General features: G+C 72.3%; 20 protein-coding genes, 1 pseudogene and 1 riboswitch. Of the genes and pseudogenes, 12 read left to right on the top strand and 9 right to left on the bottom strand.

The genetic code is table 11. The annotated features are described in order from the left end of the window. Positions 1-11 precede the first annotated feature (11 nt). From cobN to ELX43_RS17600, 5 genes are all read left to right on the top strand, one after another. Positions 12-3,638, top strand: coding sequence for a cobaltochelatase subunit CobN (gene cobN, locus ELX43_RS07550; protein WP_127782832.1), 3,627 nt, complete (start codon positions 12-14; stop codon positions 3,636-3,638). Then, on the top strand, positions 3,635-4,363 hold the full coding sequence (cobF, locus tag ELX43_RS07555) for a precorrin-6A synthase (deacetylating) (protein ID WP_127782833.1): 729 nt from the start codon (positions 3,635-3,637) through the stop codon (positions 4,361-4,363). Before cobN ends, cobF begins: the two co-directional genes overlap by 4 nt. Continuing rightward, positions 4,363-5,796, top strand: coding sequence for a cobyric acid synthase (locus ELX43_RS07560; protein ID WP_127782834.1), 1,434 nt, complete (start codon positions 4,363-4,365; stop codon positions 5,794-5,796). The genes cobF and ELX43_RS07560 overlap by 1 nt, the downstream gene beginning before the upstream one ends. Beyond that, positions 5,793-6,545 (top strand): cobalt-precorrin-6A reductase, encoded by a 753-nt coding sequence (locus ELX43_RS07565; RefSeq protein WP_127782835.1) that lies wholly within the window; start codon positions 5,793-5,795, stop codon positions 6,543-6,545. Before ELX43_RS07560 ends, ELX43_RS07565 begins: the two co-directional genes overlap by 4 nt. A gap of 207 nt (positions 6,546-6,752) precedes the next feature. Next, a complete protein-coding gene (locus ELX43_RS17600) occupies positions 6,753-6,911 on the top strand; it encodes a hypothetical protein (RefSeq protein ID WP_164860606.1) in 159 nt (52 codons plus the stop codon). A gap of 121 nt (positions 6,912-7,032) precedes the next feature. Here ELX43_RS17600 and ELX43_RS17605 read toward each other — a convergent pair whose 3' ends face one another. Further along, positions 7,033-7,314 carry a hypothetical protein gene (locus ELX43_RS17605; RefSeq protein ID WP_164860529.1) on the bottom strand — a complete coding sequence of 94 codons (282 nt, stop codon included), beginning with the start codon at positions 7,312-7,314 and terminating at the stop codon, positions 7,033-7,035. 162 nt (positions 7,315-7,476) lie between these two features. Here ELX43_RS17605 and ELX43_RS07570 point away from each other — a divergent pair. Beyond that, positions 7,477-7,860, top strand: a pseudogene (locus ELX43_RS07570) (AAA family ATPase); the annotation flags it as partial. A 97-nt stretch (positions 7,861-7,957) separates the two neighbouring features. Then, the gene (locus tag ELX43_RS07575; RefSeq protein ID WP_127782836.1) at positions 7,958-8,362 is read left to right on the top strand and encodes a DUF6278 family protein; all 405 of its coding nucleotides are present in this window, start codon (positions 7,958-7,960) and stop codon (positions 8,360-8,362) included. Between the two features lie 117 nt (positions 8,363-8,479). On the opposite strand, the gene ELX43_RS07580 is transcribed toward ELX43_RS07575, so the two are convergent. Beyond that, complete coding sequence (locus ELX43_RS07580) at positions 8,480-9,124, bottom strand: TetR/AcrR family transcriptional regulator (RefSeq protein ID WP_127782837.1); 645 nt, start codon at positions 9,122-9,124, stop codon at positions 8,480-8,482. Between the two features lie 149 nt (positions 9,125-9,273). Between ELX43_RS07580 and ELX43_RS07585 the strand changes: the two genes are divergently transcribed. Continuing rightward, positions 9,274-10,053 carry an SDR family oxidoreductase gene (locus ELX43_RS07585; protein ID WP_127782838.1) on the top strand — a complete coding sequence of 260 codons (780 nt, stop codon included), beginning with the start codon at positions 9,274-9,276 and terminating at the stop codon, positions 10,051-10,053. After that, complete coding sequence (locus ELX43_RS07590; protein WP_127782839.1) at positions 10,050-10,526, top strand: nitroreductase/quinone reductase family protein; 477 nt, start codon at positions 10,050-10,052, stop codon at positions 10,524-10,526. Before ELX43_RS07585 ends, ELX43_RS07590 begins: the two co-directional genes overlap by 4 nt. A gap of 46 nt (positions 10,527-10,572) precedes the next feature. Here ELX43_RS07590 and ELX43_RS07595 read toward each other — a convergent pair whose 3' ends face one another. Next, on the bottom strand, positions 10,573-11,637 hold the full coding sequence (locus tag ELX43_RS07595) for a zinc-binding dehydrogenase (RefSeq protein ID WP_127782840.1): 1,065 nt from the start codon (positions 11,635-11,637) through the stop codon (positions 10,573-10,575). 73 nt (positions 11,638-11,710) lie between these two features. Between ELX43_RS07595 and ELX43_RS07600 the strand changes: the two genes are divergently transcribed. Continuing rightward, complete coding sequence (locus ELX43_RS07600; RefSeq protein ID WP_127782841.1) at positions 11,711-12,286, top strand: TetR/AcrR family transcriptional regulator; 576 nt, start codon at positions 11,711-11,713, stop codon at positions 12,284-12,286. A gap of 9 nt (positions 12,287-12,295) precedes the next feature. Here ELX43_RS07600 and ELX43_RS07605 read toward each other — a convergent pair whose 3' ends face one another. Further along, entirely contained in the window at positions 12,296-13,309 is a 1,014-nt protein-coding gene (locus ELX43_RS07605) for a hemolysin family protein (protein ID WP_127782842.1), read from the bottom strand. Then, complete coding sequence (locus ELX43_RS07610) at positions 13,306-14,676, bottom strand: hemolysin family protein (protein WP_164860702.1); 1,371 nt, start codon at positions 14,674-14,676, stop codon at positions 13,306-13,308. Before ELX43_RS07610 ends, ELX43_RS07605 begins: the two co-directional genes overlap by 4 nt. Positions 14,677-15,343: 667 nt before the next feature. Between ELX43_RS07610 and ELX43_RS07615 the strand changes: the two genes are divergently transcribed. Further along, positions 15,344-16,717 (top strand): MFS transporter, encoded by a 1,374-nt coding sequence (locus tag ELX43_RS07615; RefSeq protein WP_127784754.1) that lies wholly within the window; start codon positions 15,344-15,346, stop codon positions 16,715-16,717. Next, a complete protein-coding gene (locus tag ELX43_RS18275; protein WP_346773870.1) occupies positions 16,714-16,869 on the top strand; it encodes a zinc-binding dehydrogenase in 156 nt (51 codons plus the stop codon). The genes ELX43_RS07615 and ELX43_RS18275 overlap by 4 nt, the downstream gene beginning before the upstream one ends. Here ELX43_RS18275 and ELX43_RS07620 read toward each other — a convergent pair. The 4 genes from ELX43_RS07620 to ELX43_RS07635 form a co-directional block, all read right to left on the bottom strand. Beyond that, positions 16,866-17,384: a putative immunity protein gene (locus ELX43_RS07620; RefSeq protein ID WP_127782844.1), complete on the bottom strand. Its 519-nt coding sequence runs from the start codon at positions 17,382-17,384 to the stop codon at positions 16,866-16,868. The genes ELX43_RS18275 and ELX43_RS07620 overlap by 4 nt on opposite strands. A gap of 266 nt (positions 17,385-17,650) precedes the next feature. After that, positions 17,651-18,988 carry a cobyrinate a,c-diamide synthase gene (locus ELX43_RS07625; protein WP_127782845.1) on the bottom strand — a complete coding sequence of 446 codons (1,338 nt, stop codon included), beginning with the start codon at positions 18,986-18,988 and terminating at the stop codon, positions 17,651-17,653. Beyond that, the gene (gene cobO, locus ELX43_RS07630; protein ID WP_127782846.1) at positions 18,985-19,599 is read right to left on the bottom strand and encodes a cob(I)yrinic acid a,c-diamide adenosyltransferase; all 615 of its coding nucleotides are present in this window, start codon (positions 19,597-19,599) and stop codon (positions 18,985-18,987) included. Before cobO ends, ELX43_RS07625 begins: the two co-directional genes overlap by 4 nt. A 41-nt stretch (positions 19,600-19,640) precedes the next feature. Next, the gene (locus ELX43_RS07635; RefSeq protein ID WP_127782847.1) at positions 19,641-21,605 is read right to left on the bottom strand and encodes a magnesium chelatase subunit D family protein; all 1,965 of its coding nucleotides are present in this window, start codon (positions 21,603-21,605) and stop codon (positions 19,641-19,643) included. A 22-nt stretch (positions 21,606-21,627) separates the two neighbouring features. Continuing rightward, a riboswitch (cobalamin riboswitch) is annotated at positions 21,628-21,796 on the bottom strand. Between the last annotated feature and the right edge of the window lies 1 nt (position 21,797).

Raw genomic sequence — 21,797 nt, forward strand, 5'->3', positions numbered from 1 at the left:
AGGAGAAACCCGTGCGCATCGCGCTGCTCTCAACCTCTGACACCGACCTGCTCTCCGCCCGCGCCAGCGGCGCCGACTACCGGTGGGCCAACCCCGCCCGTCTCGCGGCGCGCAGCTGGGCGGAGGTGACCGCCGGCGCCGACCTGGCCGTGGTCCGCATCCTCGGCGGCCCGCAGGACCTCGGTGCGGACTTCACCGCCCTGCGCGCCAGCGGCGTGCCGGTGGTGGTGCTCGGCGGGGAGCAGCAGCCCAGTGCCGAGCTGACGGAGCTGTCCACCGTGCCCATCGGCGTGGCCGCGCAGGCGCACGCCTACCTGGCCGAGGGCGGGCCGGCCAACCTGGCTCAGCTGCACGCGTTCCTGTCCGACACCGTGCTGCTCACCGGGGAGGGCTTCGCCGCGCCGGCCACGGTCCCGGTGTGGGGCTTCGCCGAGCGCGCCCCCGGTGCCGACGGCCTGCCCCGCGTCGGTGTCCTCTACTACCGCGCCCACGAGGTCAGCGGCAACGCCGCCTTCGCGCACGCACTGGCCGACGCGGTGGATGCCACCGGCCGCGCCGTGGGCGTGCCGATCTTCGCCGGGTCGCTGCGCTCGGCGCCGGAGGAGCTCTACACCGCGCTCGGCAGCCTGGACGCCCTGGTGGTCACCGTGCTGGCCGCCGGGGGCAGCGTGCCGGCCACCGCCTCGGCCGGGGGTGCGGACGAGGCGTGGGACGTGGAGCGGATGGCGGCGCTGGACATCCCGGTGCTGCAGGGGCTGTGCCTGACCTCCACCCGCGCCGAGTGGGCGGCCTCCGACGACGGGGTGACGCCGCTGGACTCCGCCACCCAGATCGCCATCCCGGAGTTCGACGGCCGCATCATCACCGCGCCGTTCTCGTTCAAGGAGATCGACGCCGACGGCCTGCCCCGCTACGTGGCCGACCCCGAGCGCGCCGCCCGGGTGGCGGGCATCGCCGTCAACCACGCCTGCCTGCGCCACGTCCCGCCCGCCCAGCGCCGGATCGCGCTGATGCTCTCGGCCTACCCCACCAAGCACTCCCGGGTGGGCAACGCGGTGGGGCTGGACACCCCGGTCTCCACCATCCGGCTGCTGCGGCGGCTGCGCGAGGCCGGCTACGACCTGGGCGCACCGGGGGAGATCCCCGGCCTCGACCTGCCCGCTGACACCGAGGCCGCTGACACCCAGGCCGCTGACACCCAGGCCGCTGACACCCAGGCCGGCGACGCCCTGATCCACGCGCTGATCGCCGCCGGCGGTCAGGACGAGGAGTGGCTCACCGCCGCGCAGCTGACCGACGCGCACGTGCGCATCAGCCCCGCCGACTACCGGCGGTGGACCGCAGACCTGCCCACGGAGCTGATGGACGACGTCGTCGCGGCGTGGGGAGCCGCACCGGGCACGCTGTTCACCAACGACGCCGGCGAGATCGTGCTGGCCACCATCCAGGCCGGCAACGTGGTGCTGCTCATCCAGCCCCCGCGCGGGTTCGGGGAGAACCCGGTGGCCATCTACCACGACCCCGACCTGGCCCCCAGCCACCACTACCTGGCCGCCTACCGCTGGGTGGAGCACGGCTTCGGCGCGCACGCGGTGGTCCACCTGGGCAAGCACGGCTCGATGGAGTGGCTGCCCGGCAAGAACGCGGCGCTGTCAGCGTCCTGCGCCACCGACGCCGCCATCGGCAACCTGCCGCTGATCTACCCGTTCCTGGTCAACGACCCCGGAGAGGGGGCGCAGGCCAAGCGCCGGGCGCACGCCACCATCGTCGACCACCTCATCCCGCCGATGGCGCGGGCGGAGACCTACGGCGACATCGCCCGGCTGGAGCAGCTGCTCGACGAGCACGCCAACATCGCCGCCATGGACCCGGCCAAGCTGCCGTCGGTGCGCGGGGAGATCTGGCAGCTGATGCACGCCGCGGAGATGCACCGCGACCTCGGCCTGGAGGAGCGGCCCGGCGACGAGGAGTTCGACGACTTCCTGCTGCACGTGGACGGCTGGCTCTGCGAGATCAAGGACGCCCAGATCCGCGACGGCCTGCACGTGCTGGGCCAGGCGCCGCAGGGGCAGGCGCGGGTCAACCTGGTGCTGGCCATCCTGCGGGCGGCGCAGGTGTGGGGCGGGCAGTCCCAGGCGGTGCCCGGGCTGCGGGCGGCGCTGGGACTCAAGGCCGACGAGGCGGTCACCGCGGTGGACGCGGTGGAGGAGCGGGCTCGGGCACTGGTGCAGGGCATGGAGGACGCCGGCTGGGTGCCCGACGCCGCGGTGGCGCTGCACGACGACCCGCAGGTGCAGCAGGTGCTGCGCTTCGCCGCCGAGCAGGTGGTGCCGCGGCTGGCCCGCACCACCGACGAGCTGGACGCGGTGCTGCACGCCCTGGACGGCGGGTTCGTCCCCGCGGGGCCGTCGGGCTCCCCGCTGCGCGGCCTGGTCAACGTGCTGCCCACCGGCCGCAACTTCTACACCGTCGACCCCCGCGCCGTGCCCTCACGCCTGGCGTGGCAGACCGGCCAGGCGATGGCCGACTCGCTGCTGCAGCGCTACCTCGACGACACCGGTGAGTACCCGGCCTCGGTGGGGCTGAGCGTGTGGGGCACCAGCGCGATGCGCACCTCCGGCGACGACATCGCCGAGGTCCTGGCGCTGCTGGGCGTGCGACCGGAGTGGGACGAGGCGTCGCGGCGGGTCAGCGACCTGCACGTGGTGCCGCTGGCCGAGCTCGGGCGGCCCCGCATCGACGTCACGGTGCGCATCTCCGGGTTCTTCCGTGACGCCTTCCCGCACGTGGTGGCCATGCTCGACGACGCCGTCCGGCTGGTGGCGGCCCTGGACGAGCCCGACGAGGACAACTACGTTCGCGCGCACAGCCGCGCCGACCTCGCCGAGCACGGCGACCAGCGGCGGGCCACCACCCGCATCTTCGGCTCCAAGCCCGGCTCCTACGGAGCGGGCATCCTGCAGCTGCTGGAGCAGGGCAGCTGGCGCGACGACTCCGACCTCGCCGAGGTGTACACCTCCTGGGGCGGCTTCGCCTACGGCCGCGACCTGGACGGGGTGCCGGCGGCCGACGACATGCGCAGCAGCTACCGGCGCATCGCCGTGGCCGCCAAGAACGTGGACACCCGCGAGCACGACATCGCCGACTCCGACGACTACTTCCAGTACCACGGCGGCATGGTCGCCACCGTCCGTGCGCTCACCGGCACGGCGCCGCAGGCCTACGTGGGCGACTCCACCGCACCCGACGCGGTGCGCACCCGCACCCTGCAGGAGGAGACCAACCGGGTGTTCCGCGCCCGGGTGGTCAACCCGCGGTGGATCGGCGCCATGCAGCGCCACGGCTACAAGGGCGCCTTCGAGCTGGCCGCCACGGTGGACTACCTGTTCGGCTTCGACGCCACCGCCGGGGTGGTGCACGACTGGATGTACGCCGCCCTGGCCCAGGAGTACGTGCTGGACCAGACCAACCAGGACTTCATGCGCACGTCCAACCCGTGGGCGCTGCGCGGCATCGTGGAGAAGCTGCACGAGGCCGCCGAGCGGGGCCTGTGGGCCGAGCCGGACCCGCAGCTGCTGGCCGCGATGCAGCAGGTGTACCTGGAGCTGGAGGGCGACCTGGAGGACGGGCGCGCATGAGGCGGCTGGTGGTGATCGGCATCGGCATGGGCCCGCAGCACGTCACCCCGGAGGCGGCGGCTGCACTGTCCTCAGTGGACTACGTGCTGTCCTTCGTCAAGGGCGCTGACGATCCGCTGGTGGCGGTGCGCGCGCAGGTGTGCCGCCGCTTCGGTGACGTGCCGCTGGTGGTGGTGCCCGACCCGCCCCGCGACCGCGCCGACCCGGCCGACTACCCCGCGGCAGTGCGTGACTGGCACGCTGCCCGCGTCGCGGCCTACCGGCAGGTGCTCACCGAGCGGCCCGGCGACGTGGCCCTGCTCGCCTGGGGCGACCCGTCGCTGTACGACTCCACCCTGCGGCTGGTCGACGCCCTCGCCGCCGACGGTGACGTGACGGTGGAGGTGGTGGCGGGCATCAGCGCCCCGCAGCTGCTGGCCGCGCGGCACCGCGTGGTGCTGCACGAGGTGGGCCAGCCGGTGCACGTCACCACCGGTCGACGGCTGCGGGAGGCGGTCGACGCGGGACAGGACAACTTGGTGGTGATGCTCAACAGCACCGTGCGGCTGGACGGGCTGGCCGACTGGCAGGTCTGGTACGGCGCGAACCTCGGCGCACCGGGGGAGCAGCTGGTGGCTGGCCGGGTGAGCGACGTGCAGGCCCAGCTGGTGGCTGCCCGGGAGCGGGCTCGTGCCGCCGACGGTTGGGTGATGGACGTGCTGCTGCTGCGCCGGGAGCGGCCCTGATGGCCGGGCTGCTGGTGGCGGGCACCACCTCCGACGCGGGCAAGACGCTGGTGGTCACCGGGCTGTGCCGGGCGCTGGCGCGCCGCGGCGTCCGGGTGGCGCCCTACAAGGCGCAGAACATGTCCAACAACTCCATGGTGGTCACCGGCCCGGACGGTCACGGTGCGGAGATCGGCCGCGCGCAGTGGATCCAGGCGCTCGCCGCCGGCGCCGAGCCCGAGGTGGCGATGAACCCGGTGCTGCTCAAGCCCGGCAGCGACCGGCGCAGCCACGTGGTGCTGCTGGGCCGGCCCGCCGGCGAGGTGTCGGCCCGGGACTTCGTGGACGGTCGTCGCCACCTCGCCGCCGCTGCGCACGCCGCCTACGACGACCTGGCCAGCCGGTACGAGGTGGTGGTGGCCGAGGGTGCGGGAAGCCCCGCGGAGATCAACCTGCGCGCCGGCGACTACGTGAACCTGGGGCTGGCCCGGCATGCCGACCTGCCCACCGTGGTGGTCGGCGACATCGACCGGGGCGGGGTGTTCGCCGCCTTCCTGGGCACCGTGGCCCTGCTGGAGCCGGCCGACCAGGCGCTGGTGGCGGGCTTCGTGGTCAACAAGCTCCGCGGCGACGCCACCCTGCTCGAGCCGGGGCTGCGCCGGCTCGCCGAGCTCACGGGGCGGCGCACCTACGGGGTGCTGCCCTGGCACCCCGACGTCTGGCTGGACTCCGAGGACGCCCTCGACCTGCAGGGGCGTCGATCCCGCGGCTCGGGGCGCAAGGTCGCGGTGGTCCGGCTGCCCCGGATCAGCAACGGCACCGACGTCGACGCGCTGGGCCTGGAGCCCGGCCTGGACGTGGTGTTCGCCTCCGACCCGCGCCAGCTCTCCGACGCCGAGCTGGTGGTGCTGCCCGGCACCCGCGCCACCGTGGCCGACCTGCGCTGGCTGCGCGAGCAGGGTCTGGACCGGGCGGTGCTCGACCACGCCCGGGCCGGACGGCCAGTGCTGGGCATTTGCGGCGGCTGCCAGCTGCTGGGCACCGAGATCGCCGACCCGCACGGCGTGGAGGACCGCCCCGGCGCCGTGGTGCCTGGTCTGGGCCTGCTGGACGTGCGCACCGAGTTCACCCCCGAGAAGGTGCTGCGGCGGCACCATCCGGCGGGCTACGAGATCCACCACGGCCGTCCTACCGGCCAGCTCAGCGCGGGGTCGGTGACCGGCACGATGGTGCACGGCAGCCTGGAGGACGACGCCACCCGCAGCGCCTACCTGGCCGGAGCGCTGCCCGGGTGGACCCCGTCCGGGGTGAGCTTTGCCGCCGCCCGGCAGCGGCGCCTCGACCTGCTCGGCGACCTGGTGGAGCGCCACCTGGACGTGGACGCCCTGCTGGCGCTGGCCCAGGCGGGGGCACCGGCGGGTCTGCGGCTGCTGGAGCCGGGGGCGAGCCGGTGAGGGTGCTGGTGCTGGGCGGCACCGCCGAGGCCCGGGCACTGGCCGCGGCGCTGGTGGCGGAGGGCGTCGAGGTGGTCTCCTCGCTGGCCGGCCGGGTGCAGCGGCCGCGGCTGCCGGTGGGACAGGTGCGCATCGGCGGCTTCGGCGGAGTGGCGGGACTGCGGGCCTGTGCCGCGGACTTCGACGCCGTGGTGGACGCCACCCATCCCTTCGCCGCCCAGATCACCGCCAACGCGGCTGCCGCGTGCACCAGCACCGCACTGCTGCGCCTGGCCCGGCCGGGCTGGGCGGCCGACGACCCGGGCAGCTGGACGTGGGTGGACTCCCACGAGGAGGCCGCCACCCAGGCCGCGGCCGGCCAGCGGCCGTTCCTCACCGTGGGCCGCCAGGAGCTCGGGCGGTTCGTGGGGCCGCTGGCGGAGCACGCCGTGCTGGCCCGCGTGGTGGACGAGCCGGAGCAGCCGCTGCCACCGGGCTGGCAGCTGTTGCGCAGCCGAGGACCGTACACAGTGGACGGTGAGCGTGCGGTGCTGGCCGAGCACCGGGCGGACGTGCTGGTCACCAAGGACTCCGGCGGAGCGCACACCCGCGCCAAGCTGCACGCCGCGGCGGAGCTGGGAGTGCCCGTGGTGGTGGTGCGCCGGCCGCCGCTGCCGGCCGGGCTGCGCACGGTGGCTGACGTGGCCGCCGCACTGGCGTGGGTCACTGCTCAGGGCCTGGCTGGCAAGGTTGGTCGGGGTCCGGCGTAGAACGGGCGTGCTCCGGTCCGCACGTGTGCCCAGAGCGTGCCTTCGTCGGGTGGCCCGGTCGCCGAACCACGATGGACTGATGGAACGCCGCCGTGGTCGAGTGCCGGTGGGGCAGAATGCCGGAGGACCCACGACTGCTCAGTGACCCTGCGCAGCGCCGGCGAGTGCAATTGTCAGCCAGCGGTGCACGGAGAAGGTAGGAATCCGATGGAGGACGCAGCCTGGTTGTTGTTGCTGGTCGGCATCGGGTTTTCCCTGACCAACCTGGTCTACAAGAGCACCCGCGGTCGGCAGAACTCACCCAGCATGGTCCTGCTGAGCGCTGGTGCGCTGCTGCTGTCAGTGCTGCTCTTCATCGCGCTCTAGACACACGGCGGCGGTGCGCGGTATGCCCGGCCGCGGTGCGCACGCGGAGGCTCGGTGCGAGCTCCCGCCGTGCCTGGATCACCGCTGTGCGTCGGCAGCGCGACTCCGACCCCGACCATCACTACTGCGCCGGATTCACACCGGCTTCCTCGTGCCCGCAAGCGGGAGGGGACTGCACCTCGCCCTCGGGGTCAGAGGGGTGCGATCCGGGTCGTGACTCCTCGGCCTCGAGGTACTTGAGGGTGATGGAGATGCCGGTGAAGAGCGCCGCCACCACACCCGCGAAGAGCATGTGCTCGCTCGGACCCCGGAGCGCACCGAACACGACCGCGGCGAGGAGGTAGCCGCCCAGCGGCCCGTAGTTGGCCTTGCGGATCGCTTTCCCCAGCTTTGGGTAGTCCACTGCACCCCGCCTCGTCGTCACCTTCTCCGCCGGCAATGGCCGTCGAGCCTAGGTGGGGAACTGCCCGGGGCGTGGGCGTTTCCAGCAAACGTCCTGCCCTGGCCAGAATGTGTTGGGAGGACCTGCGCGACGTGCTCGTCGACGACGCGGCCCTGCCTCGCGACCATCGTCGGCGACCGCGCGCAGGCCCGGCATGGGTTCCCGGAGTCGTGGCAGCAACGCTTGGCGCGGATCGGGCTTCCCCGCGCGGAGGTCGCAACGCTGAGCATCAGCTACCGCACGCCCACCGAGGTGATGGCTGAGGCGGAGCCGGTGATCCGGGCCGTGCTGCCCGACGCCAAGGTGCCGACGTCCGTGCGCAGCACCGGTGTACCCGTGACCCACGGCGCGGTGTCCGAGCTGGACTCGGTGCTCGAGTCCTGGCTTGCTGCACACGCCGAGGGGATCGCGTGCGTCATCAGCAACCGAGAGGTGGGGGAGCGGGCACGGGTGCGGTCGCTGACTCCCGCGCTGGCGAAGGGCTTGGAGTTCGACCTGGTGGTCCTCACCACCACCTGACGCGCCATTCCTGCTGCTGCACAAAGGCTGCAAGGCTGAACCGATGATCCTGCGATGGCCCTGGCCGCGCGGACCCAAGCGCGGCATGGCACGAGGCGTAGCGGTGTTCGACGTGCGCGACCTGCCTGCCGATCTCAAGAGTGTCTCCTCCGAAAGGACCAGTAGCGAGGAGCTCGAGGGGTGGCTGGCCGAGCGGGGACAAGCGCTGACCGGGTCGACGGACGACCTGGTGCTGGTGGACAGCGCGCTGGACGACTGGGTGCAGGACCCGGAGATCGCGCCGGCGCTGGACAACGAGGTCGGCATGTACCTCGGCGACGTTCTCGTGCAGCACGTGGAGGGCGCCCGCTGGCACGTGTGGCCGAACGGCCACCCGATTGTCCGCACCGAGAGTGGCCACGAGTACGACGTCACGGCGCTGGTCAGCCAACGAGTGCGACAGGGCAAGCCACTCCTGCCCGCAGGTCTGGAGCAGGCCAGAGCCCGTTGACTCCGTCGACCGTAGAAGGACCCAGGACGTCTTGGGTGTCCGTCCCGTGCCCCGCATGCCCTTGGTGACGACGGCCTCGACTGCGTAGGCATCAGCTCCTTTGGCGGTCGGTGGGACTCAGTCGTCGGTGGACGCCTCTGGTCCAGTCGTGGCGTACCGGGCGGCGATGGTGCGGACGGCCTCGTCGACCACCTCAGCGACGCGTTCGGCGCTCACCTCCCAGCCCGGCACCAGCAGGGTCGGCCAGAAGACGTAGTTGGAGATCATGCCCAGGAACTGGGTGGCGGCGAGGTCCACGTCCTCGACCCACACCGTTCCCGCCTCGTGCTCAGCCAGGAGGTAGCTGCGCACGGACTCGAAGTAGGGCATCTTCCCCTGCGAGAACTGCGCATGGGCCAGCTCCGGGAACCGCGGCAGCTCGGCGATGACGATCCGGAACAGGTCGGTCATCTGGGGCCGGCTCAACAGCTCGGCGTAACGGCGACCGATGGCGCTGAGCCCGTCGACGACGTTGCCTGCCGGCGGAGGATCCTCCTCGTCAGCTGTCGACCAGGACTCGGTGACGATGGCGTCGAACAGGGCAGCCTTGCTCGGAAACTGCTTGAACAAGGTGGCCCGCGAGACCCCCGAGCGCTCTGCGATCCGCGCCAGCGACGTCCGGTCGTAGCCCAGCTCGAGGAACAGTGCGGTCGCGGCCGCCACGATCAGCGCGCGCTTCTCCTGGGCGACGCGCTGGTGGTACGTCGGTACGTCCCTGCTCATGAGCTGAGCATAGGAGGTGAGTGGCTTGACTCACCATTGCCGCCGACCTAGTGTCAGGGAAGTGGTGAGTCACTCGACTCGCCATCGGCCTGGGGCCGTTCACCGCCGATGGATCCCGGTCAGTGACCCACGTACCGGAGGAACATCTGATGAACCGCTTCGACAACCAAGCCGTGCTCGTGACCGGTGGGACCGGTGGCCAGGGATCGAGCCACGTGCGCGCCTTTCACGCGGAGGGAGCGAACGTGGTGATCGCCGGCATCGACACCGAACGCGGCGCCGCTCTCGCCGACGAGCTCGGGTCCCGCGCTCACTTCGCCCGCCTCGACGTCGCCGACGAGAGCTCGTGGTCCGCCGCTGTGCTCGCCGCCGAGAGCGTCTTCGGTGCCCTGAACGTGCTCGTCAACAACGCGGGCGTGCAGAACCCGCCGGCAACGATCGAGAACACCGACCAGGCCACGTGGTCGCGCATCCTCGGCATCAATCTCACCGGGACCTTCCTCGGCATCAAGGTGGCCGCCCCCGCTCTGCGCCGCGCAGGAGGGGGAGCCATCGTCAACATCGCCTCCACGATGGGCCTGGGCGGCACGGCGCACTACGCGCCGTACGTCGCCAGCAAGTGGGCCGTGCGAGGCCTCACCCACACGGCAGCGCTCGAGCTCGGCCGCGACCACATCCGCGTGAACACCATCCACCCCGGCGTGATCGCGACCCCCTTCATCTCCGAACCAGCAGCCGGCGCCACCGCGGCAATCGCCGACTTCTACTCACCCGAGCCGTTCGCCATCCCCCGGCTCGGGGAGCCGACCGACGTCACCCGGCTTCTCCTGTTCCTCACGTCATCAGACGCGTCGTTCATCACGGGGTCGGAGCACGTCATCGACGGTGGACTCCTCCTCGGCCCCGCCCTTCAGGCCGAGACCGCATGAGCACTCCAGGCGCGACCGGGTCGAACAACTCCGCAGGGGACGCGTCCTTGTCCCACCTGCCCAACCACATCCGGCGAGCCATCGAGATCACCCCCGCCGCGGGCACCCGAGAACGGATCATCGACATCACGACGTTGGGGCGCCGCACTGGCCGGCCACGCCGCATCGAGATCTTCTTCTACCGAGCTGCGGGCACCACCTACCTGTGCAGCGGCGCCGGCGGTGCCGCGACCGATTGGCATGCGAACCTTCTCGCCAATCCCCACTTCACCTTCCACCTCAAGAACGGGATTCGCGCAGATCTGCCTGCCCGGGCCACGCCTGTCACCGACCCAGCTGAACGTCAGGCCGTGCTGGTGGAGATCGTCGCGGATCTCAACCAGCCCCACGACCCCGGCACCATCCGGCCGACTCGGCTCGAAGACTGGGCCAACAGCCGGCTGATGCGCATCAGCTTCCCCCGCCGGCCGTGATCGCGGATCCCCGGATGACCGTCAACAACCTCCCAGGTCACTACACCTAGGGCTGCAGCACGATCTTTCCCACGTGGTTGCGCTGGCCGAGCTCCTCCTGCGCCCGGGCGGCCTGCCCCAGCGGGAAGGTCGCTGCGATCACCGGCTGCACCTGCCCGGCACGCGCGGTGTCCATCAGCAGGTCGAAGTGCGCTGGCGTGTGCATGCTGGAGCCGATGAGCTGGATGTTGTGCAGGTAGAGCCGGCGCACGTCGAACGCCACCTCGTGCCCGCCGAGGGCACCGACGATCACCCACCTGCCGCCCTCGCGCAGCAAGGGCAGCCCCTCGCCGACCAGCTGACCGGCCACCACGTCCAGCACCACGTCGACGCCGTCCGGGGCTGCAGTGCGCGCCTGCTCCACCACGTCGGCGCCGCGGTCGATCACCTCGTGGGCCCCGGCCTCGCGCACGGTCGCCAGCTTGGCGCCACTGCTGACGGCGAGCACCGTGGCCCCGCGGGCCCGGGCCAGCTGCACCGCCGCAAGGCCCACTCCACCGGAGGCGCCGGTGACCAGCACGGTGTCGCCCGCGCGCACCCGACCGCGCTCGATCATGCCCAGCGCTGTGCCGTACGCGGTGGGCAGCGCGGCCAGCTGGGCGTCGGAGAGCGGGGAGCTGGTCACGTCGTGGATGCGCTGGGCCGGCGCGAGCACGTGCTCGGCGTACCCGCCGTCCCACTCGCTGCCCATCAACCCCACCGGGTTCGCGTCGGGCGTCTCGGCGTCGTAGCGCGCGGGGTCGATCACCACCCGACGGCCCACCAAGTCTTCCGCGACGTCCGGACCGACGGCCGCGACGATCCCCGCGACGTCGGCACCCTGGATGCGCGGAAAGTCCACCGGCCCACGCCACCCCGCCAGCGCATCGGGATCCCCGGGCAACCCGTAGGCGCCCTGGCGGGTCCACAGGTCTGTGTTGTTCAGGGCCACCGCCCGAACCTGCACCAGCACCTGTCCCGCAGCCGGAGCCGGGACCGGTACCTGCACCACCTCCAGCACCTCCGGTCCGCCGTGCGCCGTGATCCGCACCGCCTGCATCGTTGCCGCCGACACTGTCTCGGGCACCGTCATGACCAACCTCCATCGCTACACTGATCGGTGAACTGTGCTGGCAACGGTAGACCGATCGGTGAAGGAGCGCGAGATGGAGACCGATCGACCCCTGACTCCGGCCGGCCAGCGGATCGTGGAGGCCGCCGAGGACCTCTTCTACAACCGGGGCATCACCGCTGTGGGCGTCGACCTCATCGCGGAGCGCTCCGGCGTCACCAAGCGCACCTTGTACAACCAGTTCGGCTCCAAGGACACCGTGGTGCTGGCCTACCTCACCGCCCGCGGTGAGCGCTGGCGTGCGCTGGTGGAGGACACCGCCGCCGCCGCCGGCGACCCGGTGGCGGCGGTGACGGCGCCATTCGTGGCCCTGCAGGAGTGGAGCGCGACGAGCTCCCGTGGCTGCGCGTTCATCAACGCTCTCGCCGAGCTGCCCGAGCCGGCGCACCCCGCGCACCGCCTGGCCGTCGAGCAGAAGCACTGGCTGCTGAACCTCTTCCAGCGTCTGGCCACCGCGGCCGGCTGCACCCAGCCCGATCAGCTGGCCACCCAGCTCCTGGTGCTGCACGAGGGGGCGCTGGCCACGCAGCCCCTCGGCCTGGACACCCTGCACGCGAGCACCGCGCTGGCCCGCGAACTCACGCTGGCCAGCTGCCCGGCCGCCCGGTGACCGCCCGTCTCATCCCGCCGCGACGGTGCGTGGGAACAGCCGGGCCAGCACGTCGGCGAGGGTGATGACCCCTGCCACCGACGTGCCGTCGGTGACCACCGCCAGGTGGTTGCGGGTCTCCCGCATCGAGGCCAGCGCCACGTAGACCGGGGTGTGCGGCTCGAGGGTGAACACCGGCCGCATGAGCTCGACGACGGGACGCTCCACGGGCTGGTTGAGGGTGTCGCGCACGTGCACCACGCCGTGCACGGTGTGCCGGTCACCCACCAGGATGCGCAGGTGCCCGGAGGAGCGGGTGGCCGTCTGCACGTCGGCGACCGTGGCCTCCACCGCCACCGTGGTGGGCGCGCCGGGGGCGGTGAGCAGGTCGCTCACCGTGAGCGTCTGCAGGTCCAGGGCGCCGGAGAGCTGGGCGAAGTACGACGGGTCCAGGGCTCCCACGTTGGCGGAGTGCTCCACCAGGTGACGCAGGTCGTCCGGGCTCTGTCCCGACTCGACCTGGCCGGTCGGTTCCACCCCCACCTTGCGCAGGCACCAGTTGGCCATGTTGTTGAGCCCGGTCAGCAGCGGACGGGTCAGCCACATGAAGCCGCGCATCGGGATGGCCAGCAGGGTGGCCGAGGTCTCCGGGTGGGCGATCGCCCAGGACTTCGGGGCCATCTCACCGACCACCAGGTGCAGGAACGTCACGATGACCAGGGCCAGGACGAACCCGCCGACGTCGGCGACCCACAGCGGCGCCCCCCACGACTCGAAGGCAGGAGTGAGCCAGTGATGCACCGCGGGCTTGGTGATGGCACCGAGCGCCAAGGTGCACGCGGTGATGCCCAGCTGGGAGCCGGCCAGCAGCACGGTCAGCTCGGTGGAGCTGCGCAGCGCGGCGCGGGCCGAGCGGCTGTTGGCGGCGGCGTCCTCCAGGCGGTGCCGCTTGGCGGCGAGCAGCGCGAACTCGACGGCGACGAAGAACGCGCTGAGCGCGATGATGACCACGGTGACGGCGACGATCACCCAGGGGCTGCTCATCGGTCTTCCTCCCCAGCTGGGTCGGCCGGGAAGACCACGCGGACCAGGGACGGCACGTGCCGGTCGATCTCGATCACCTCGACGCGCAACCAGGCCGGCACGGGATCGTCGGCACGGGCTAGGTCGGCGGGATCCAGAGGCAGCTCGACGTCGATGCGCGTCCCGGGCTCGGGCAGGGCGCCGTGCTGGTCGATGGCCAGTCCGGCGATGGTCTCGTAGTCACCGCGTGGCAGGTCACGGCCGATGGCCCGCTCCACCTCGTCGATGTGAATGTCGCCGGCCATCACCCACGTGCCGTCGTCGTCGCGCGGCACGATGGTGGGGGTGGCGGGATCGTGTTCGTCGGTGATCTCACCCACCAGCTCCTCGGCGAGGTCCTCGGCGGTGAGCACGCCGGCGAACCCGCCGTACTCGTCGATCACGCAGGCCAGCTGGTTGCGGGTCTCGGTCAGCTCGCGCAGCGCGTCGGGCAGGCTCATCGCGGTCGGGAGCACCACCGCGGGTCGCATGAAGTCGCGGGCCGGGGTGGAGTCGGGCTGCGTGGCGCTCAGCACGTCGACCAGGTGCACCACGCCGGCGACCTGCTCGTCGTCGGTGAGCACCGGGTAGCGGGAGTGCCCGCTCGCCATCTGGGCGCGCACCTGCGCGAGGGAGTCGGCGACGTGCACGGCATCCACCCGGGAGCGGGGGACCATCGCGTGCTCGGCGTCGCGGTCCGGGAAGTCCAGGATGCGGTCGAGGAGCACCGAGAGCTCGCCCGGCAGGTCCCCGCTCTGGCGGGAGTCGGCCACGATGTGCTCGAGGTCGCGGGCAGTGGCGGAGTGCTCGAGGTCGTGCACCGGCTCGATCCGCAGTGCCCGCAGCAGCAGGTTGGAGGCCTGGTCGAAGATCGCGATGAGCCACCCGAACAGGGCCAGGTAGACGGTGGTGGACCGAGCCAGCCACAGCGCGACCGGTTCGGGCCGGGCGATGGCCAGGTTCTTGGGGAACAGCTCGCCGAAGAGCATCTGGATGAACGTGGAGAACACCAGTGCCAGCACCGTGCCCACCGCGATGCCCACGCCGGTGGGCACCGAGACTCCACCGAGCGCGTCACCAATGGACTCACCGACCAGCGGCTCGGCGACGTAGCCGACCAGCAACCCGGTGACGGTGATGCCCAGCTGGGCGCCGGAGAGCATGAAGGACGTCCGCTTGGTGACCGCCAGGGCACGCTGGGCGCCGGCGTCTCCGGCGGTGGCTCGCGCGCCCAGCCGGGAGCGGTCGACCGCCATGTACGCGAACTCCTGGGCCACGAAGTAGCCCGTGACCGCGGTGATGGCCAGGATCACCAGGACGCCCAGCAGCAGTGTCAACACCCACATCAGGCTCTGCACCCCCTTGTCGCAGCACTGGTGGCCGGCACAAGGGGGTTCGTACTGTCTGCGTCCATGTCTCTCTCAGGTCGTGGGGCAGGGTCGACAGCGCAACGACTCTGCGCCGCGCCTGGTTCCCGAACCAGCTCACGTTATGGGCGAATTGCCCGGTTCCGATCGTACGGGTCAGCTGGCTCGTCGAGCACCTCCCGTGCCGTCGAACCTCGGGGACCTGGGACGTCCCGCTCAGCGGATGAGGGTTCTTGACCGGCTCTCCGCGGTCGCCCTACCGTCAGGCGTCATGCGCCAGACCACGGTCACCGGCCTGATGCACCCACGGTGACCCGCACCGTGCGGAGCTTCGCTCACGTCGGCGCCACGGCGGCGCAGCTCGACCACGCGTCCTCCGACCGACCGTCCTGAGGACGACCACCACAACACGATCTGTGCCAGCCCGCCGGCTGGCCGCGCGGCCGAAGGCGGCCGGCAGATCCGACCATGCACGACGCCCAGGCCGACAGCGCTGCTGCCCCGGCTGTGCTGACGTGCGCACGCACCCTGCCGAAGGACCACCGTGACGCTGCCACCACCCGCTCCCGTGCCCGCCGACCATGCTGGCAGCAGCACCGAGACCTCCCCGGCGCTGCGCGGCCGCTTCGCTCGACAGCGCCCCGCGTGGGTGATCATCGCCGTGCTGGTGGCGGTGGAGGTCATCAGCGCGTTCGAGACGTCGATGGTGTTCGCGGCGCTGCCCACGTTCATCGAGGAGTTCGACAGCGACGCCGCCACCGTGGGCTGGGCCGTCACCGCCTTCCTGCTGGTGGCTGCGGCCTCGGCCGCGGTCTGCGGACGCCTCGGGGACATGTACGGCCGGGAGCGCGTGCTCGTCGTCCTGCTGGCCGCCGCCGCCATCGGCTCGTTCGTCAGCGCGATCGGCGACAGCATCAGCAGCATCATCATCGGCCGCGCCATCCAGGGCGTCGCCGGCGCGATCCTGCCGCTGTGCATCGGCCTGGCTCGGGAGCACCTGCCCGTCGCCAAGGTGCCAGTGGCCATCGCGATCATCTCTGGCTCCGCCGTCGCCGCTGGTTCGGCCTCGCTGCTGGTGGCCGGCCTGATGCTCGACCACGCCAGCTGGCACATGATCTTTGTCGTCGCCGCCGTCTACGCCGTGCTGTCCCTGCTGCTGGTGTGGTTCGTGCTGCCGTGGCGCCGGCCGACCGGCGCCACGCAGCAGGTGGACTACGTCGGCACCCTGGCGTTCGCGCCGGCCATCGGGGCGATCCTGCTGGGCATCAACAAGTCCGGCGCCTGGGGCTGGAGCGACCCCAAGACCCTCGGCCTGGTGGTCGGTGGCCTGGCCGTGCTGGCCCTCTGGGTGCAGTGGGAGCTGCGGGTGACCGATCCGGTCATCAACGTGCGGATGTTCACCGACCGCAAGATCGCGCTGACGATGTGCGCGACCCTGGCGATCGCCGTCGGCCCGCTGGGCATCTCCACGATGATCATCCCGATGATCCTGCAGTCGCCGACGACCGCGCCGTTCGGACTGGGGATCTCACCCACCGACGCTGGGTGGCTGAGCTTCATCGGGTCGATGTTCGGCTTCGTGTGTACTCCGCTCAGCGGGCGCATCACGCGGGCCGTCGGCTCGAGGGTGGCGATGCTGCTGGGCACCGCGCTGTTCACCCTGAGCAGCGCGATGATGCTGGTGCTGCACGAGACGGTCGCCGGCATGGTCGCGATGGTGATCACCGTGTCCATCGGCACCGCCTTCGCCTACACCGCGCTGCCCAACCTGATCGTCGAGGCGGTGCCCGAGGGCAACACCAGCGAGGTGACCGGCACCAACACCGTGCTGCGCATGGCGGGCCAAGGCATCGGCACGTCCATCGCCACCACGCTGCTGGCCTCCTCCGCCGCGGCCGCCGGCAGCGCCGCGCCCACGATCAGCGGTCTGAACATGGTGGGCGGGCTGATGATCGGCGGTGGGCTGCTGACCATCGCCTTCACCCTGCTGATCCGCCGAGGCACCGTCTACGCCAAGGCCTGACGCCGGCTCTTTGGCGCCAGCATGCACACGCCCGCGCACGTCGACCTGTGGAGCCGGTGATCTCCGGGACCTTCCCGCTGGGGCAGGCCGCCCGGGCGCAGGAGGAGCTCAGCCAGCGCAACCACGTGGGCAAGATCGTGCTGCAGCTCTAGTGGGTGCTCTCGGAGAAGGCTGACCAGCAGATGTCGTTTCGCCGGGCCTGGTCGTCGAGGACGAGCTTGCGGACCGGTCTCGGGAGGCGAGCGCGTTGCCAATCACGTTCGGCCCGACCTGCCCCGGCATCATCGGGTTGCGCGCTCCGCACGGCCTTGATCGCGTAGGCCGCGGCACCGAGATCGTGCTCTGCGACGTGTCCGACGCAGGCAGCCTGCCCGGCCGAGTAGGCGGCGAACCGGGCCGCGCCGGCCAGTGGTCGGGCAGCACCCATCGCGTGTCCCCCTGCCGCGCGTGCCTGCAGCATCGGCATCTCGCCGTGCGCCCACGCGCGGGCGGCGGCGATCGCGTCCCGTGGTCGCGAATCATCCGGCCGCTCACGCTCGAAGTAGCCAACCACGTGCTCGGCGCAGTCGGCGGCCCACAGCGCGAGCAGGTGGTGATCGTCGTCGGTCAGCGTGCCGCCCCGACGGATGGTGACCATGCGCAGGTCGCGGACCTTGGGCAGAATCATCGTGGGCTCGGCTCCCAAGTCGTGTCGCAGGGGTGCGCCGGCTGATCGTAGCTTTGCCCGCGTGGGCCGCCGATCAGCTTGCAGAACACTCCCAGCTACGGGACGAAGTAGCGAACGAATCTGCTCAAGCTCACTTTGCTCCGATGGCCATGTCGGTCCTGGTTGGACTCTTCGTACGTCAGCGAATCGTGGTCCTTACGGACACTGTGTCAATGGGAACTGTGAACGAGCACGGGTGATGTCCGTGTGACACGGGCTCGGCGATGTCACATCCGCGCGTGCACAGCGTCGGCGAAGCGCTGCGCCAGCTGGGGGTGCCCGGCCCAGTGGGTGTGCAGGTAGGAGGCGTGCAGCGTCGCCCCGGTGTGCCCGATCACCACGCCGTCCACGATCCACGCCGGGGCATCCCCGGCCTGCGGGATGGTGTGGGTGCGGTGGAACTCGTGCCCGGTGACGCACTCGCCGGCGCGGGTGAGCAGGGAGTCGGTGGCGGCCCGCGCCACCGGGTAGCGCAGGGTGAGCCGGTCGGTCATCGCCGCGTCGGCGTCCAGCACCCCGGCCATCGGGTGCTCGTCCAGGGCGCGCGAGAGGTACAGCAACCCGGCGCACTCGGCCACGGTGGGCACCCCGTCGGCCACGGCGGCGGCGATCGCCCGGCGCAGCGGCTCGTTGGCCGACAGCTCGGCGGCGTGCACCTCTGGGAACCCGCCACCCAGGTACAACCCGGCGGTCCGGGCGGGCAGCGCCGTGTCGGCCAGCGGGTCGAAGGGCACCACCTTGCAGCCGGCGGCGGCCAGCAGCTCGTCAGTCTCGGTGTAGCGGAAGGTGAACGCGCGCCCGCCGGCCACTGCCACCACCGGCCGCCGCGCCGATGCTGCGGTGACCTCCGCCGCCGGGTCCCACGCCGGGGCGTCCAGCTCGGGGGCGGTGCGGGCCAGGGCGAGCACGGCGTCGAGGTCGACGTGCTCGGTGATCTGTTCGGCCAGCCGGTCCAGGGCAGCGGCGGAGAGCTCCCGCTCCGCGGCGGGCACCAGGCCGAGGTGGCGCGACGGGGCAGCCACCGCGTCGTCACGGGGCAGAACGCCCAGCACGGGCAGGTCGATGGCCGCGGCCACCTCGGCGGCGTGCCGCGGGGAGCCCGCCTTGTTCAGGATGACGCCACAGACCTCGGTGTTGGAGTCCCAGGTGGCCAGGCCGTGCACCACGGCGGCGATGGTGCGGGAGGCACGGGAGATGTCCACCACCAGCACCACCGGGGTGCGGGTCAGCGCGGCGACGTGGGCGGTGGAGGCGAAGCCGTGGCCGCCGTTGCGGCCGTCGAAGAGCCCCATCACCCCCTCCACCACCGCCACGTCAGCCCCCGCAGCCCCGTGCAGCAGCAGCGGGACCACCCGGCCCTCGCCCACCAGGTGCGGGTCGAGGTTGCGGCCGGGCCGCCCGCAGGCCAGCGCGTGGTAGCCGGGGTCGATGTAGTCCGGGCCCACCTTGTGCCCGCTCACCCGGTGACCGGCGCGGGTGAGCGCGGCCATCAACCCGATGGCCACGGTGGTCTTGCCCTGCCCCGTTCCGGGCGCGGCCAGCACCAGCCGGGGCAGCGCGCTCACCACTCGATGCCCCGCTGACCCTTCTGCCCGGCGTCCATCGGGTGCTTCACCTTGGTCATCTCGGTGACCAGGTCGGCCACCTCCACCAGGCGGGGATCGGCGCGACGGCCGGTGATTACCACGTACTGGTGGCCGGGCCGGTTGGCCAGCGTCTGCACCACGTCGTCGACGTCCACCCAGCCCCACTGCATCGGGTAGGTGAACTCGTCGAGCACGTACAGGTCGTGGGTCTGGGCGGCCAGGCGGCGCTTGACCTCCGCCCACCCCTCCGCGGCTGCGGCGGCGTGGTCGTCCTCGCTGCCGGCCTTGCGGCTCCACGACCAGCCCGCGCCCATCTTGTGCCACTCCACCGGACCGCCCTCGCCGGTCTCCTCGTGCAGCCGCCCCAGACGCTCCAGCACGGTCTGCTCGCCGATGCGCCACTTGGCCGACTTCACGAACTGGAACACCCCGACGTTCCAGCCCTGGTTCCAGGAGCGGATGGCCAGGCCGAACGCGGCGGTGGACTTCCCCTTCCCGTCTCCGGTGTGGACCATCAGCAGCGGTCGGTTGCGGCGCTGGCGGGTGCTGAGCCCGTCGTCGGGCACGGTGGTGGGCTGTCCTTGCGGCATGGGTGACCTCGTCTGGTGTCGGAAGAAGATGGTGGCTGCGCTCAGGCAGCGGTGCGGGCGAGGCCGGTGAGCACGTCGGCGCTCACCTGGCTCACCGGGACGTGCTCGGCGCGCAGGTGCTGGGCCAGCACGGCGGCCAGGCCCAGGCGCAGCGCACCGCTCTCGCAGTCCACGACGACGCTCGCGACGCCACGGGCGGCCAGCCGGTCGGCGGCCGTGCGGGATCGGGCCACGGCGCCGGCCCCGGCGGTGGCGCGGCCGTCGGTGACCACCACCAGCAGCGGGCGCCGGGCCGGGTCGCGGCGCGCCTCGATGTCGAGCACCCGGGCCGCCTCGAGCAGCCCCTCGGCCAGCGGGGTGCGCCCGCCGGCGGGCATCGTCTGCAGCCGGGCGGCGGCCACGTCGGTGGACCCGGTGGGCGGCAGCAGCAGCTGAGCACCGGTGCCGGAGAACGTGATCAGCCCGACCTTGTCGCGCCGCTGGTAGGCGTCCAGCAGCAGGGAGAGGATGGCCGTCTTCACCTGCTCCATCCGCTTGCGCGCGGCCATCGAGCCGGAGGCGTCCACGCAGAACAGCACCAGGTTGGACTCCCGGCCCTCGCGCACCGCCACCCGCAGGTCGGCCGGCTGCAGCCGCAGCCGGCCGTCGGTGCGGCCGCGGGCACCCTGGTGGGGGACCGCGGCGAGCACGGTGCCCAACAGGTCCAGCGGGCCGTCGCTGCCGGCGCGGCGGCCGACCCGGCGACCGGAGCTGGTCAGGGCCCGACTGCGGCGACCCGCGGCACCGGTGCCGGTGCCGGCCACGGCGAACAGGCGGGAGCGGTACGGCGTGCCCGCCGACGCGGTGCTGGGGGCAGCGCCGGCGGGTGCCTCGGTGTCAGCGTCGTGGCTGTCCGGCGGGGCTTGGGCGGGGCCGTCATCCGCAGCCTCGTGACCGTCACCGGGGCCGTCTGGTGTCGGCGGGTCGGGCTCGGGGTCGCTCTCCGCCAGCAGTTGGTCGAGCTGGTCGGTGTCCAGGCCGGGGGAGTCGAAGGGGGTGCGCCGCCGCCGGTGTGGCAGGGCGAGGCGGGCTGCGGCGCGGATGTCCTCCCGGGTGACGGCGCTGCGCCCGCACCAGGCGGCGTGGGCCACGGCGGTGCGGGCGGTGACGATGTCGCCGCGCAGCCCGTCCACGTCGAAGGCGGCGCAGACCTCGGCGATGGCCAGCAGCGCGGAGTCGGTCAGCGTCACCCCGTGGATGCGCTCCCGGGCGGTGTGGATCCGCTCGCGCAGGGCGTCCTCGGCCGGTTGGTAGGACGCGGCGAACCCGGCGGGGTCGGCGTCGAAGGCCAGGCGGCGGCGCACCACGGCCACCCGGGCCTCGGCCTCGCGGGGTGCGGCCACGTCCACGGCCAGGCCGAAGCGGTCGAGCAGCTGTGGGCGGAGCTCGCCCTCCTCGGGGTTCATGGTGCCCACCAGCACGAACCGGGCGTCGTGGGCCAGCGACACCCCGTCGCGCTCCACCGTGGCCCGTCCGGTGGCGGCAGCGTCGAGCAGCAGGTCCACGAGGTGGTCGTGCAGCAGGTTCACCTCGTCGACGTAGAGGATCCCGCGGTGCGCGCGCGCCAGCAGGCCGGGCTCGTATTCCGCGCGACCCTGCGCCAGCGCCCGCTCCAGGTGCAGCGAGCCGACGAGGCGGTCCTCAGTGGCCCCGACGGGCAGCTCCACCAGCCGTACCGGCCGGCTCTGCACGGTGCCGCCGGGGCCGTCCGGGGACGCCGCGGCGGGATCGTGCGGATCGGCGGAGAACCGGTCACCAGCCCAGACGTCGATGGGTGGAAGCACCCCCGCCAGGGCCCGGACCGCAGTGGACTTGGCGGTGCCCTTCTCCCCGCGCACCAGCACACCGCCGATCTCCGGGGAGACCGCGCTGAGCACCAGGGCGAGGGCCAGGTCGGGGAGGTCCTGCAGGTCCTCGGACCCGACCAGGGCGGAAAATGGGTACACGAAAGGCTGGTGCTGTGGCATGGGAGGCTCCCGCTCGTCCGCCATCGGATAGGAGCCACAAGGCCGGTCTTCGGACTTCCTGGATCTCGGTTCGCACCTCGTCCAGGTCACCGCAGCGGGCCTGTGCCGGACTCTCACCGGCTTCCCAGATTCTCCCGTCAACCCGACCTGTGGGGGTCGGACCTCGGGGCACCTCGTGGCTGTGGGGTGAGG

Origin of the sequence: Rhodococcus sp. X156 (genome assembly GCF_004006015.1) — a bacterium.
Lineage (GTDB): Bacteria > Actinomycetota > Actinomycetes > Mycobacteriales > Mycobacteriaceae > X156.